Annotated in this window: 8 protein-coding genes; 5 read left to right on the top strand and 3 right to left on the bottom strand. The window is 62.2% G+C overall.

Annotated elements, in window-relative coordinates; genetic code table 11:
* Positions 1–227 precede the first annotated feature (227 nt).
* From ACERIM_RS17230 to ACERIM_RS17215, 4 genes are all read left to right on the top strand, one after another.
* Entirely contained in the window at positions 228–2,873 is a 2,646-nt protein-coding gene (locus ACERIM_RS17230) for a PAS domain S-box protein (protein ID WP_373633588.1), read from the top strand.
* A gap of 217 nt (positions 2,874–3,090) precedes the next feature.
* The gene (locus ACERIM_RS17225) at positions 3,091–4,263 is read left to right on the top strand and encodes a PQQ-binding-like beta-propeller repeat protein (RefSeq protein ID WP_373633587.1); all 1,173 of its coding nucleotides are present in this window, start codon (positions 3,091–3,093) and stop codon (positions 4,261–4,263) included.
* The gene (locus ACERIM_RS17220; RefSeq protein ID WP_373633586.1) at positions 4,256–5,545 is read left to right on the top strand and encodes a PQQ-binding-like beta-propeller repeat protein; all 1,290 of its coding nucleotides are present in this window, start codon (positions 4,256–4,258) and stop codon (positions 5,543–5,545) included. The genes ACERIM_RS17225 and ACERIM_RS17220 overlap by 8 nt, the downstream gene beginning before the upstream one ends.
* Positions 5,546–7,024: 1,479 nt before the next feature.
* Positions 7,025–7,777 (top strand): IclR family transcriptional regulator, encoded by a 753-nt coding sequence (locus tag ACERIM_RS17215; protein ID WP_049905448.1) that lies wholly within the window; start codon positions 7,025–7,027, stop codon positions 7,775–7,777.
* Between the two features lie 11 nt (positions 7,778–7,788).
* Here ACERIM_RS17215 and ACERIM_RS17210 read toward each other — a convergent pair whose 3' ends face one another.
* Positions 7,789–8,577, bottom strand: a complete 789-nt coding sequence (locus ACERIM_RS17210) for an enoyl-CoA hydratase/isomerase family protein (RefSeq protein WP_006648225.1) — start codon at positions 8,575–8,577, stop codon at positions 7,789–7,791.
* A gap of 71 nt (positions 8,578–8,648) precedes the next feature.
* A complete protein-coding gene (locus ACERIM_RS17205; RefSeq protein WP_373633585.1) occupies positions 8,649–10,205 on the bottom strand; it encodes an acyl CoA:acetate/3-ketoacid CoA transferase in 1,557 nt (518 codons plus the stop codon).
* A gap of 138 nt (positions 10,206–10,343) precedes the next feature.
* On the opposite strand from ACERIM_RS17205, the gene ACERIM_RS17200 reads away from it, so the two are divergent.
* A complete protein-coding gene (locus ACERIM_RS17200) occupies positions 10,344–11,468 on the top strand; it encodes an acyl-CoA dehydrogenase family protein (RefSeq protein WP_006648223.1) in 1,125 nt (374 codons plus the stop codon).
* Between the two features lie 9 nt (positions 11,469–11,477).
* On the opposite strand, the gene ACERIM_RS17195 is transcribed toward ACERIM_RS17200, so the two are convergent.
* A complete protein-coding gene (locus tag ACERIM_RS17195; protein WP_373633584.1) occupies positions 11,478–12,341 on the bottom strand; it encodes a 3-hydroxyacyl-CoA dehydrogenase family protein in 864 nt (287 codons plus the stop codon).
* Between the last annotated feature and the right edge of the window lie 11 nt (positions 12,342–12,352).

Genomic DNA, 12,352 nt, shown 5'->3' with positions numbered 1-12,352 from the left:
CGACGAACAGCACGAACGCCTCAGCGATCTCAAAGACGAGCGCGGCTACACCTGGAAGGGCTTGATGCTCGAGGGCGCGAAGTGCCTAGAACGCGACGGGTCATAGTTGGTGGACAGACAGTCAAGTGTCGCATTCCTCCGTGCCGCCTCACTTTTCACGCTTAACTAAACACGGCCGATAAATTGGCCTTCAGATTTATATATCCTCATCCGATAATTGTTTGAGCATGGTTGCCCCTCGCCGAGAGAATACTACTTCTCCAGGAAATACAAACGGCAAAAATACGATTTCTATACTTCTCGTTGACGATCACGTTACCGTTGCCGAGATGGCTTCTCAGTTCCTCGAGGCGAACGATGAGCGGTTCGATGTTGCGACGGAACCCAGTGCCAGTGAGGGGCTTGAGCGACTTTCCCAAGCGGAGTTCGATTGTGTCGTCAGTGAGTACCAGATGCCAGACATGGATGGTCTAGCATTTCTGCAGGCTGTACGAGACGAGTATCCGGAGGTGCCGTTCATTCTGTTCACCGGGAATTCGGACATCGCGGGTGACGCTATCTCAGCCGGTGTCACCGATTACCTCCAAAAGAAGCCCGGTTCTGACCAGTTCTCCGTCCTAGCCAACCGCATCGAAAACGCGGTCCACCGAACCAGAGCGGGACACCGCCTCGAGGAAAGTCAGCGACGCTTCCGAACGCTGCTCGACAACGTTCCGGGGATGGCCTATCGATGTCGAAACGAACGTGGCTGGCCGATGCTCTTTGTCAGCGATGACTGTGCCGATCTCACGGGATATGAGCGGGCAGACCTCCTCGACGGCGACCGTCGTTACGGTCGAGACGTAATGCATTCAGACGACCGCGACCGAGTCTGGGACACTGTCCAGGACGCTTTGGAGGTCCAAGAGCCGTTCCGCGTCGAATATCGCATCCGCACTGCTGACGGCGTAGAGAAGCGGGTCTGGGAGCAGGGGCAGGGTGTGTTCGAAGACGGCGAGGTCGTCGCTATTGAGGGGTTTGTCACGGATATAACGGAGCGATCGGAGTCCCAGGAACGACTCGAGTATCAGTCTTCTCTGTTGGAAGCCCAGATGGAGACCACGATCGACGGACTACTCGTCGTCAACGAGGACCGGACTGTTGCCGCCTACAACGACAAGTTCGTCGATATGTGGGAGATACCCGAAGAGTTGATCGAGACGGAATCGGACGAGGCGCTGTTGGACTGGATCGTCGAACACAAGCTTGCGGAGCCGGAAGCGTTCATGGAGTTAGTCGACGATCTCTACGAACGCCCCGAGGAAACGAGTCGCGACGAGGTCCGGCTTAGGGACGGCCGAGTCTTCGACCGCTATTCAGCTCCGGTCATTGGTGACGAGGGAACCCACTACGGCCGGTTGTGGGTGTTCCGTGATATCACCGAGCGCAAAGAGCGCGAGCGGGAACTCGAACAACAGGAATTTCTCTTCAGTCGGGTCCAAGCAATCGCTGACATCGGCATCTGGGAGTACGATACACGAACGAACGATCTCACATGGTCCGACGGTGTCCGCCGCATTCACGGGGTGGCTGATGACTACGAGCCGGCCTTAGCGGACGGACTCGACTTTTATCACCCTGATGACCGCGATGAGATTGCCGCTGCAGTTACCCGCGCGATCGAGGAGGGAGAGCAGTACGACCTCGAATTGCGTATCGTCCGCCCCGACGGCACAGTCCGGGACGTCCGTACACAGGGAGAAGTTAGCACGGACGAGAACGGGGAGACGGAACTCGTTCGTGGCGTCTTTCAGGACATCACTGACCGAAAGCGACGTGAAGAGGAACTCGAAGAGGAACGGGAAAAATACGCGACGCTGGTCGAACAGAGCCACGACGGCATCGCGATATTCCAGAACCGGAAGTCCGTCTTCGTCAACTCCCGGCTGTCGGATATCACCGGCTACGAAACGGACGAACTCCGGGGGATGCCGGTCACTGAGCTAATCGCGCCGGAGGACCGCCAACTCGTCCGGGAGCGGTACGAACGACGACTCGATCCCACTGTCGACCCGCCGCCGTCGCGATATACTCTGACCTTTGAGACCAAGGATGGACGCAAGCGAGTCGCTGAAGCAAGTTTCGCCGACATCCAGTATGAGGGTGCGCCGGCAGATCTCGTGTCGATCCGAGACGTAACCGAGCGACAGCAGTACGAAGACGAGTTGGAACGCCTCAATGAGGAATTGGAGGTGCTAAACCGAGTCGTTCGCCACGACATCCGAAACGACATGGCGGTCATGCTCGGATGGGGCGAACTGCTCGAAGACCACATCGACGACGCGGGGAAAGAACACCTCGAGAACATTCTCACGAGCGGCGAACATATCGTCGAGCTCACGGAGATCGCCCGTGACTACGTCGAGACGCTGACGAGTGACGGGGAGGTAGACGTCAAGCCGACGCGATTAGAGCAAGTACTAACGAACGAAATCGCCCTTCGTCGAGATGCACACCCGGACGCGGAGATCAGCGTCGACGAACCGATTCCGAATGTCACCGTTCGGGCGAACGAGATGCTCTCCTCGGTGTTTCGGAACCTCTTGAACAACGCCGTCCAGCACAACGACAAGGACACGCCGATAGTCGAGATTACTGCCGAAGAACGAGAAGACGACGTGTACGTAGCGGTCGCCGATAACGGACCGGGTGTTCCTGAGACCCAGCGCGAGCGGATATTCGGAAAAGACGAGATGGGTCTCGAAAGTAGTGGTACGGGCATCGGGCTCTATCTGGTGCAGACGCTTGTCGATCAGTACGGCGGTACTGTCCAGGTCGAGGACAACGAACCGGAAGGAGCCGTCTTCAGCGTCACACTTCCGAAAGCGGACTGAGGTCGGTGGCACTTCCCTCTCGTCGGCACTGCTCCCATCCGAGGGTTCACTGCTCACACTGGCTCAACGAGACAGTACTCTTCTGCCGAGAGTTCGGCCAGCACGGGAGTCCACGCCGAATCCAACCGCAAGGCGGCGGGCCGCTCACGGCCCCAGCCGACAGAATTTGTCGCTCAAACATCAAGATTGATACCATTGCCGTCGCAACGATCAACAAATGCCCTCCATGACACGCCGTGCGGCCCTCGGCGCGGTCACCGGTTTCGCCGGCAGCGTTGCCGGTTGTGCTGGTCTCCTCGAGGAGGAATCGTTTCCCATCCAACGGTCGTGGCAGACGGGGGTCCGTGCGCCGTCGTCCGTCGCCATGACTGCTGGCGGGCAGCTCTTGACTGGCTCGCATAGCCCGTTCCGTGATCGGCCGATCGTCGCGGGGCTGGACGATCAGACCGGTGAGATCTCCTGGGATGTGACGATCGCGAAGGGCGAGAAGTCGCCCCTAGGTGTCGGTGATGGACGGGCCTACGCGATTTCGAAAGCCGAAACGATGGTCGCCGTCGACGCAGCCACGGGTGAGTCCGTCTGGCAACGCCCGCTCGAGCCGATCGACGCGGCCGACCCTGGGGTCGTCGAGTTCGCCCCACTCCCACTCGGTGATCGCATCGTGGTCCCGATTTCGGGCACCGAGGATGACGTGCCCGACCGACTGGTCGGTGTCGACCGGGCGGACGCTGAGACGCTGTTCACCCATCCCCTGCCCGCATCGCTGTCAGGGGCTCCTGGCGTGACATCCGGTGGCGTGGTTGCACCCCTGGTCGACGGTCGTGTGCGTCTCCTCGACCGGGCTGGCGAAGCCGAATGGACGCGGGATATTGGCACTCCGCTGTCGGCCGTCGGGGCTACTGACGGGACCGCATACCTCGGTGCCGCTACCGAGGAACTGCTTGCGCTGGAAATCGCGACCGGCACAGTCACCTGGCGTGGTTCGCTGGCCAACACCGTGTTCACGCGGCCGTTGGTGACCGACGATCGGGTGTACGTCGGCGGCGCGGACTACACGCTCCGGGCGTTCGACGCGGCCTCGAGCCAGCAAGTGTGGCGTGATGACCTCGGGAACGCCGTGACTCACGGACCGATGCAGGTCGGGGACCGGCTGGTGACGCTGGTCGGTGGGACACACCGCATCCGTGGCTCGAGCGGCACCGTCCCCTTTAGCCCGACTGTACTCTATGTCCACGAGCAAGATGGCACACGGGTCCGGGAAGTCAGACTCGACGACAAGTCGCTCGAGGCCGGCAGCGTCGAGTGGGCACAGACGGCCGGTGAGACGGTCTATTTGGGACAAACGTTCGGTCTGACACGGGTCGCACCGGAGGCGATCACCGATGCGTGATACCGACACCGCTGCCGACACGTACGATCCGCCGGGGAACGCGACCGACCGACAGGACAGTCGGCGCTGGTCGCGCCGCCGGGCGCTCGCCTCGCTCGCGTCGGCGGGCACGGTCGCGCTGGCAGGATGTAGCTGGCGGTCGGCGTTTTCTAGCGTCCAACCCCGCTGGAAGCGTGACTTCTCGGCCGCAACGGCGGCAAGCCCACCGGCCGCGACCGACGACCACGTCGTCGTCGGTGGACAGGACAAACGCCTGCATGGGTTTACCGCCGACGGGGAACGGATCCTCACCGTCGAAACCGGTGGGCCCATCGACGCGCGACCGGCTGTTCCATCGTCGGGCGGCCCGGTCCACGTCCACAGTACCGACGGCGACCTCTACACGGTCGGGCTGGCGGGGGAGCGACTGTGGCACGTGGAGGGACAGGCCCGGTACGGGTGGCTCGGTCGACACGGCTCGCTGCTGGTCGGCACCGATCCGGTCGACGGTGTGGTTACCGGCTACGATGCGAGCGACGGTACGCATCGTTTCCAGCGGCCCGGCCAAGCGTATCAGCTTCCCACACTCAGTGATTCCACCTGTCTCTTCCCCGTCACCGACTCGGATGAGAAGACGAAGTTGGTTGCGTTCGCTCCGGCGACCGGCGAGATGCTGTGGGAGTCCCCACCTCGTACTGGCTATCCCGACGTCGTGGCTGCTGGCGACCGGATCGTGACGGTCTACGATTCTACCGTACGGATGCACCGGGCCCACGATGGACACGTCCTGTGGCGGACCCCGGTTGACGGCGACGTGACTAGCCACTTTGGGCCGCCAGTCTGGCTTGGCGAACACGTCTACGTGCGTGTCCGCCGTGATGATCGCTCGGACGAACTGGTTGCCATCGAGCGTGATGGTGGGACCATCCGGTGGCGTCGGGCCGTCGGGTACGAACTCGAGGCAGTGACGACGACCTCACGGGATGTGTTCGTTGCAAGTTCGGTCGATAACCCCGACGGCGGCATTCTAATCCGGCTGGACGCCTTCTCCCTCGATGGGACCCGGCAGTGGCAGACGACAACTGACATCGCGATCGGCGGGACGGTCGAGGCATTCGGCCGTGCCGGTGAGAGCCTCTTTGCCGCCAGCGAGAACCAACTCGCCGCCTACGACTCTGCTACCGGGGAACGCTGGTGGCACTACGAGCCGGAATCCTCTCGGATCGGTGTGACGACGGCCGATGGGGCGTTGTACGTTTCGTACCGCGACGGCGGTGGCGTGGCGCGGCTTCCGACGAACTGATCTGAACCGACTGGGGACCTGCTCGTTCGATGTCGTATCGAACTCCGTTCTAGCACCGTGGTGAGCGTTGTCCCTGCAACTCCGACACCGGTGGCTTGTCACAGGGGGGACACCCGTGGCAGTACCGTCGCCCACCGATCCATTGACATCCTCCCCGCCCTGAAGGGCGGGGCTTTCTCCTCGATTCCCCGTAACCGCTCGTGACCTGCAAGGCGGGGTCAGCTCCGCCCGTGGAAGCCGCTGTCTCGAGATGAGGTGGGAATCTCACTCCGAGCTTCCTGCTTGGTCGCCAGCGGGGGATTCTTGTGGTGTCGGCGACGGCCGGTCCCGCTCGCCGCGTTCTGCCGGTCACGGTTCGCCTGTTGGCAGTTGTCCGCGGCCAAGATACTTTGAGAACGAGTATATTACTCGTTCTATATTACAGATGATGGGTTCGATAGCACACCGATTTCCACGATCTGGGTATCGAAGCCGAAGCCCCGTATCGGTAGTGTACAGTCTGGAGATAAATTGCACCCTGGCGAGAAACACGGCATCATCGAACTCGTGGCCCGCCGTACGTTCGTGAAGAAATCGTCCCGTCGGCGCGGTCGTAATCGTCGAACACAGCCGGTACTGACGGATATCGTTTGTTTCCGGATCGGTAGCAGCGTCCAGCCGATAGCGATACCCATCGAGTTGCAGCAGCGTCCCCTCGAGCGTGCGTACTCCGAATTCCCCTCCGCTGTTGATCACACGTGTGAGCCCAGCCATGGACTGCCTTGCGACTCCGTTTGACACCAAACTATACAATTCTCGAGTAATATTTGAAAGCGAGAGGTTGGCAGACTGAAACCGAATCCCGAGTTCCAGCAACTGACGCGGTGTCGGCTCTCGAGCGACACTACGCGACTCGACTCGATCGCTCAACCCATTGAGTCGGTCGGTTTTTACCTTGGCTAAAAATCGCCGATGTAGTGTGGGGTCGGCTTGTCGACTGGCGTTGTTCGTAACCGTAGAGTGACATATGTCCGCGACTCTAGTGGATTTCTCAATGACCAACTCACCGTCAACTCCATCTTTATCTTACAATCATACGATCGTAAAGGTCGGGTGGATCGACCGCTCGAGCATCGTCGCGTGGTCGTTTCGGAGCAGTCACACGACCGTCGGCGCGCGGATTTAGTTTCGGGAGAGCAGAATGGGGCGATTTCGACAACGAGATGCGCTCAGCGAGCGGTATATGGAAAATTAATCGCCGATATCCGGCTTGCCGTATTTCGTCACACCCGAAACTGACTGCAGCGCCCGGACGGCGATCACACAGCGACGGCATCACCCTCCGAGTACTGCTGGGTCGGTATCCGACAGAAACCGACGGCTCGAGTCCATAGCGGCCGCGGTCGGTTCGGAGTTCCGGTCACGATCGCCCGGTATGACTCGAAACACCATTCAACAGAGCCGAAACATTTCTATGAGCGCAGTGGAATGATGTGGGTGATGACGGGCACAGCAAACCGATCGGTCGAACGGGCGTTCAGGATCGTCGACGAACTCGCGGAAAACGGTGGCGGGCGGGTATCGGAACTCGCGGATCGTCTCGAGATGCCCGTCAGTACCGTCCATAACTATCTCCAGGCGCTCGTCGAGACGGGCTACGTCACGGTCGAGGACAAGGAGTATTCGACGACGACCCGGTTTCTCGAGGTCGGTCACCGACAGCGCCATCGCTTGGAGGTGTTTCAGGCCGTCAGCGACGAACTTCAGGACATCGCAGCCGAGACCGGCGAACACGTGACGCTGCTGGTCGAGGAAAACGACCAGTGTGTGATCGTCGCGGTCCAGGAAGGTCCCGACGCCGTGAATCTGTTCGCGTATCCCGGTGCGCGCATGCCGTTGCACGCGGCAGCCCCCGGGAAAGCGATTCTGGCACACATGCCCGAGGACCGCGTTCAGGGGATCATCGACCGGCAGGGCCTCGTAGAGATGACGAACCGGACCATCACCGACCCCGACGCCCTCTTCGAGCAGCTCGCGGAGATCCGCGAGCAGGGGTACGCCATCGACGAGGGCGAACGCATCGCCGGCATGGTCTGTATTTCCGCGCCGGTGCTGGACAAAAGCGACGAAATCCGTGGGGCGATCTGTGTTTGTGGCCCGCAGAGTCGAATCGACGAGAAACGCCGCGAGGAGATCGCCGACATCGTCAAGCGATCGGCGAACGTGACACAGGTCAACCTAGATTACGTCTAACCCGGTCCCCACTAGCGGCCGACGAACTCGGGCTCACCGTCGTCGAAGAAGGCATCGAGACCGCGCTCGTAGTCCTCCGTTCGGGTCGCGTCTGCGATGCCGTCAGTCTCCGCCGCGAGCTGTTGCTCGAGCGAGCGCTCGTAGCTGTCGGTCAGCAGTCGGGTCGTCGTCCCGAACGCCGCGGTCGGCCCTGCTGCAAGCTCGGCGGCGAGTTCGGCCAGCCGGTCGTCGAACTCGTCGCTGGGGACGACCTCGTTTGCCAGTCCCAGCTCGTGGGCCTCCGCAGGGCTGATGGGGTCGTCTTTCAGGACGAGTTCCTTGGCGGCCCGCAGCCCGACGAGCCGCGGTAGGAAAAACGTCGCGCCGCCGTCGCCGGTCAGGCCGATCCCGGGATACGCGAATTTGAGCGTCGCGTCCTCGCCGAGGACGAGCAGGTCCGGGAACAGCGTCAGGCTAAAGCCGATCCCGGCGGCGATGCCGTTGACGCCGCCGACGACTGGTGTCTTCGTCCGGTGAAACTGGACGATCGCTTCGTGGGCCCGTCCAGCCAGTTCCCGGATGTGGGCCGCGTCGGACTCGTCACCGGAGAGCGCGCCGAGGTCCGCGCCGGAGCCGAAGAAATCGCCCGCATGCGTGAGGACGATACACCGCGTGTCGGGGTCCTCACCGAGGGTCGTCGCCGCCGATACCAGTTCGTTGGCCATCTCGAGTGTGAGCGCGTTTCGCCCGGCAGTACTCTCGAGGGTCACCGTTGCGACGCCGTCGTCGTGATCGATCGAGAGGTTGTCGTATGCAACCATCGGATCGGTATTTGACGTAATCTCGCTTAACGGTTCCTGCTTTGTCGGTTCGAGAACGGGCGCGGCCCCGTCTAGATCGCGTCGGTCAGGTCGAGCGGCTCGTCAGCAAACAGTGCCGGGTTCATCTCCGTGAGATCGTCGGCCACGAGCGGCTCGAAGCCTAGCCGGTCGATCACGTCGGCTTCGAGGTCGATCCCGGGTGCGACCTCCGTGAGTTCGAGGCCCTCGGGGGTGAGTTCGAAGACCGCGCGCTCGGTCACGTAGACGATCGGCTGATCGATTTCGACGGCGTACTCGCCACTGAACGTGATCTGCTCGACCGAGTCGACGAACTTCGAACTCGAGCCGTCGCTCTCGATCGAGAGTTCACCGTCGCCGGCCTCGATCTCGAGGCCGTCGGTCGTCAGCGTGCCACAGAAGACGACCTTCTCGGCGTTTTGCGTGATGTTGATGAAGCCGCCACAGCCGGGTAGCTGCGAGCCGAACCGGCTGACGTTGATGTTGCCCATCGCGTCGACCTGTGCCATCCCCAGAAAACCCATGTCGAGGCCACCGCCGTCGTAGAAGTCGAACTGCTGGGTCGAGGAGACCAGCGCCTCGTGGTTGACGGCGGTCCCGAAGCTGATGCCGCCGGAGGCAGCGCCGCCGACCGGTCCCGACTCGACGGTCTGGGTGATCTCGTCTGCGATGTCGCCTTCGGCCGCGACCACCGGGACGAGTTCCGGGACGCCGACGCCGAGGTTGATGACCGAATCCGGCTCGAGTTCCATCGCTGCCCGGCGGGCGATGATCGTCCGCTCGTCGAGCGGAAGTGGTTCGCTGTCGTCGTCGGTCGGCTGCTTGATCTCGCCGCTGTAGGCGGGGTTGTAGTCTTCCGCGTACGTCTGCTGGTGGTGACTCGGCGGGGCTTCGACGACGGAATCGACCAGCACGCCGGGGACGGCCACGTCGCGGGCGGTGAGCGTGCCCGACTCCGTGACGCGCTCGACTTGGGCGATCACCGTGCCGCCGGAGTTGTGGGCGGCCTGGGCCATCGCCAACACGTTCGAGTCGAGGGCTTCCCGTTCCATGGTGATGTTGCCGTCCTCGTCGGCCGTCGTCCCACGGATGATCGCGACGTCGATCGGCACCGAGTGATAGAAGAGATACTCCTCGCCGTCGACGGTCATGACCTCGACGATATCCTCGTCGGTGATGTCGTTGGCCTTCGCACCGTCCTGGCGCGGATCGACGAACGTTCCCAGCCCGACGTGGCTGATCGTGCCGGGCTTGCCCGCGGCGGTATCGCGAAGCAGGTGATCCATCACGCCGAAGGGGAGGTTGTAGGCCTCGATCTCGTTGTTGACGATCTTCTCCATCAGGTCGGGCGTAAAGCCCCAGTGGCTCGCGATCGTGCGCTCGAGCATCCCCTCTTGGACCAGATGCGAGAGCCCACGGCCCTGCCGGTCGCCTTCCGCGGCGGGATGATAGAGGGTGAGATCGCGGGGCTGGCCCGTTTCGGCGTATCGCTCGCCGAGTGCCTCGAGAACGTATTCGGGAATCCCGACGGCGACGAAGCCGCCAACGCCGACCGTATCGCCGTCGTCGATACGTTCGACTGCCGCCTCTCTGGACTGTCGAATCGTCATACCTCCCTCTCGCGGGAGCCGCTACTTTTACTTACCTATCTTCGCGCCATGCCACTGTAGCAAGCGCTCGTACCGGTATCGACGGCGTTCTCACAGCGGAATCGTACGCTTTACTATCCCGCCCACGAATCAGCGTGTATGGAGCTAACAGACAACCAGCAACTGATACAGGACACCGTTCGGGAGTTCGTCGAGAAGGAAGTCGCCGACACGGTCGACGAACACGACGCGGCCCAGACGTTTCCGGAAGACGTCTGGGACGGGCTCGCGGAACTCGATCTGACCGGGCTCACGGTCCCTGAAGAGTACGGCGGGTTCGACGCCGACAAAGTGACCTACAGCATCGTCAACGAAGAGATCGCGCGGGGGCATCTGGCAGTTGCGACGGCGCTGTCGGTCCACTGTCTGGCCACCTCGTGTATCCGTCAGTTCGGCACCGACGAACACAAAGAGGAGTGGCTGCCGAAGATGGTCGACGGTCGCCCTGTCGGCGCGTTCGCGCTCTCGGAACCCGACGCCGGCTCGAACCCGGCCGAGATGAGTACCGAGGCCCGCCTCGAGGACGGCGAATACGTCATCAACGGGAAGAAACAGTGGATCACGAACGGCAAACGTGCGGGCGTCGTTATCCTGTTCGCGAAGACCGACCGCGACGATCCCGACACCGTGACTCAGTTTCTGGTGCCCAAGGACACGCCCGGCCTCGAGATCGGCAAGAAAGAGGACAAGCTCGGGCTGCGTGCCAGCGACACCACGACGCTGCTCTTCGACGATGTGCGGATCCCCGAGGAGAATCGCCTGACCGAAGTCGGTGACGGGCTCAAGGCCGCGTTCTCGATCCTGACCGGTGGCCGGATCGCGATCGCCAGTCAGGCCGTCGGCGTCGCCCAGGCGGCTCTCGATGCTGCCGTAAGCTACGCCAACGAACGCGAACAGTTCGGCGAGCCGATCAGCAACCATCAGGCGATCGCCCACAAGCTCGCGGACATGCAGACGGACGTTCAGGCCGCACGCCTGCTGACACGTGACGCCGCCCGGAAAAACGACGGTGGTCTCGATCCGCAGGCAGCGAGTATGGCGAAGTACTTCGCCAGCGAGACGGCGGTCGACGTCGCAAACGAGGCGGTACAGGTCCACGGCGGCTACGGCTACACCAAGGACTTCGACGTCGAGCGCTACTACCGCGACGCCAAGATCACCACGATCTACGAGGGGACCTCCGAAATACAAAAGGAGGTTATCGCACGGCACCTGACCGAGTAACGCGACGCGTTACTCGTATTCGTAGAAACCGCGTCCAGTCTTCTTGCCGAGATCTCCCGCTTCGACCTTGCGCTTGAGGAGATAGGCCGGCTTGTACCGATCACCTAACTCCTCGTGGAGCGTCTCGGATGCGTGGAGACAGACGTCGAGGCCGATGTGGTCGGCCAGCGTCAGCGGCCCCATCGGCACGTTGGTCCCGAGTTCCATTCCCGTGTCGATGTCGTCTTTGGAGGCGACGCCCTCGTCGTAGGCCCGGATCCCCTCGTTGATCCAGGGCATCAGGATCCGGTTGGTGACGAAGCCGGGCTTGTCGTCGGCCTCCCAGGTCGTCTTCCCGAGATCCTCGGCGAATTCGTGTGCCAGCGCGGTGACGTCGTCGTCGGTCTTCTCGCCGACGACGATCTCGACGCCCTCCATCACCGGGACGGGATTCATGAAATGCAGCCCGACGACGGCCGCCGGTCGCTCGGTCGCGCTCGCGATCGAGGTAATCGAAAGCGTACTCGTGTTCGTCGCGAGGACGGCGTCGTCGCGACAGGTTTCATCGAGATCGGCGAAGATGTCGCGTTTGATCTCGAGGTTCTCGACGGCAGCCTCGACGACGACATCGCAGTCCGCGAGGTCCTCGAGGTCGGTCGTGCCGGTGATCCGGTCGCGGGCCGCGTCGGCTTCGTCCTCGGTCAGAGCGTCTCTGCTGACGAGTCGACCGAGACTGTCGTCGATCGTCTCGAAACCACTGTCGACGAACTCCTGTTCGACGTCGCGCATGACGACGTCGTAGCCTGCCGTTGCGGCGACCTGTGCGATACCACTGCCCATCGTGCCAGCGCCGACGACGCCGACACGGTCGATCGTCTCTACGTCTGCAACCATCATTTCGTGGT

This window comes from Natrinema sp. H-ect1, assembly GCF_041821105.1.
GTDB classification, from domain to species: Archaea; Halobacteriota; Halobacteria; order Halobacteriales; family Natrialbaceae; genus Natrinema; species Natrinema thermotolerans.
This window is presented reverse-complemented; position numbering and strand designations above follow the sequence as displayed.

Bases quoted from the DNA above. Each gene is read 5' to 3' on its own strand.
- ACERIM_RS17210 (WP_006648225.1), bottom strand. From the start codon at position 8,577: ATGGTTGCATACGACAACCTCTCGATCGATCACGACGACGGCGTCGCA.
- ACERIM_RS17230 (WP_373633588.1), top strand. From the start codon at position 228: ATGGTTGCCCCTCGCCGAGAGAATACTACTTCTCCAGGAAATACAAAC.
- ACERIM_RS17205 (WP_373633585.1), bottom strand. From the start codon at position 10,205: ATGACGATTCGACAGTCCAGAGAGGCGGCAGTCGAACGTATCGACGAC.
- ACERIM_RS17215 (WP_049905448.1), top strand. From the start codon at position 7,025: ATGACGGGCACAGCAAACCGATCGGTCGAACGGGCGTTCAGGATCGTC.
- ACERIM_RS17220 (WP_373633586.1), top strand. From the start codon at position 4,256: ATGCGTGATACCGACACCGCTGCCGACACGTACGATCCGCCGGGGAAC.
- ACERIM_RS17225 (WP_373633587.1), top strand. From the start codon at position 3,091: ATGCCCTCCATGACACGCCGTGCGGCCCTCGGCGCGGTCACCGGTTTC.
- ACERIM_RS17195 (WP_373633584.1), bottom strand. From the start codon at position 12,341: ATGGTTGCAGACGTAGAGACGATCGACCGTGTCGGCGTCGTCGGCGCT.
- ACERIM_RS17200 (WP_006648223.1), top strand. From the start codon at position 10,344: ATGGAGCTAACAGACAACCAGCAACTGATACAGGACACCGTTCGGGAG.